Annotated in this window: 2 protein-coding genes; both read left to right on the top strand. The window is 37.8% G+C overall.

All coding sequences use genetic code 11. The features are described 5' to 3' along the window. Window positions 1–68: 68 nt before the first annotated feature. Window positions 69–242 carry an Hsp20 family protein gene (locus QSE00_RS25335; RefSeq protein WP_353477506.1) on the top strand — a complete coding sequence of 58 codons (174 nt, stop codon included), beginning with the start codon at window positions 69–71 and terminating at the stop codon, window positions 240–242. A 469-nt stretch (window positions 243–711) separates the two neighbouring features. Then, window positions 712–1,149 (top strand): hypothetical protein, encoded by a 438-nt coding sequence (locus QSE00_RS25120; protein ID WP_286108020.1) that lies wholly within the window; start codon window positions 712–714, stop codon window positions 1,147–1,149. Window positions 1,150–1,294: the final 145 nt, after the last annotated feature.

The following is a 1,294-nucleotide window of genomic DNA, read 5'->3' as shown; positions in this document are numbered from 1 at the left end:
CTTTATCGCCTCAATGGCCACTTTGGCCTTGAACGATGAACTGAATTTTCTTCTAGATCTCTTCATATTTGACAGGGTTAAATTACAACTTAACTTGCTGTCCTAAATTTGGGGAGTATTATATACCTCCCAATGCAGACCCTCAAAAAGTACAGGCAAAAATGAAAAATGGCCGATTGGATATTAGGGTAGGAAAGGCGACAAGACCTGACCGAAAAAACAGGAGTATCGAAATCAATTAAATCCTAAACTATGAATTCCAATGTTATTGCGCGAATTAAAATATATTGGACGCTAATAATTTACAAAGTTGAATCAAAAACAAAAGTGCTGAAAAAATATGCCATACCCATGTTACCGAGTATTGTAAAATACTAGCCGTAGCAATACTATAATAAAACAAGTAAGAAGATGTCGGTAAGGTTGGAGAAATTATATCCCGATCTCCCAAGGGCAGTTGGAAAGAAAACCAGATGCGTATACGTATGGAGGCCATGCAAATACTATTTTGGATAGGTACCAACCGCTTATCGAGAAAGTAAAAGATACGATAAATCAAAATTAGTTGGAAGTTATATATAGAATTCCAAAATGGAATACCATGGGATTCTTATTTGGTGCTTATCAGTAGGTCTTGGTCCATATCCTAAATTACAAAACTAACTTGTAGCAAATTGACCAAAATCCGAAAAAAATTATAAGTGTATAATTATGATAAAAAATGTTCCAATCTCACAGCCCAAGTACCTAGTTTTAGCCATGCTCATATGTGCATTTTCCAATTTAAGGGGACAAACCATGTACGCCTTGAAAATAGATGGAAACATCCGTCTAGAGGCCAAGAAAATTACAGCTCAATATCAGCCACGCCTTGTAATGGGTGTTGACCAAGCCTTGGAGTTTCAATCAACAGTGGCAAGGTATTTGGTAAAAAAGCAGGCAGTTGAGCAGGATTCCAATTTATCGCCCAAGGCGAAATATGACTTGTTAAAACGCCTATCAAGTCTGGAGACTTCAGAAATGATCAATGTTCTAGAACCGTATCGTTGGAAAGAGTATATTCGAATTAAGGCACAGTTCCAACCCATACCCGAACCATTCGATTACGTGGGAAATGAGATTGCTCGGGAGCAAGTTGGAATAGATTGATTTTGGGATGATATCACAATATCGTATCCATCCGAGCAACTACACTAGTTATTGATCTTCATATTCTGTAGTGAATTCAATATCTTTTCCTTCCGCTCTTGCCCGGAGCACCATTTGTTGTATGTTTTCGGGAAGGTTGTCCAGG

The organism is Arenibacter flavimaris, assembly GCF_030291335.1.
In the GTDB taxonomy this organism is placed as follows: Bacteria; Bacteroidota; Bacteroidia; order Flavobacteriales; family Flavobacteriaceae; genus Arenibacter.
This window is presented reverse-complemented; position numbering and strand designations above follow the sequence as displayed.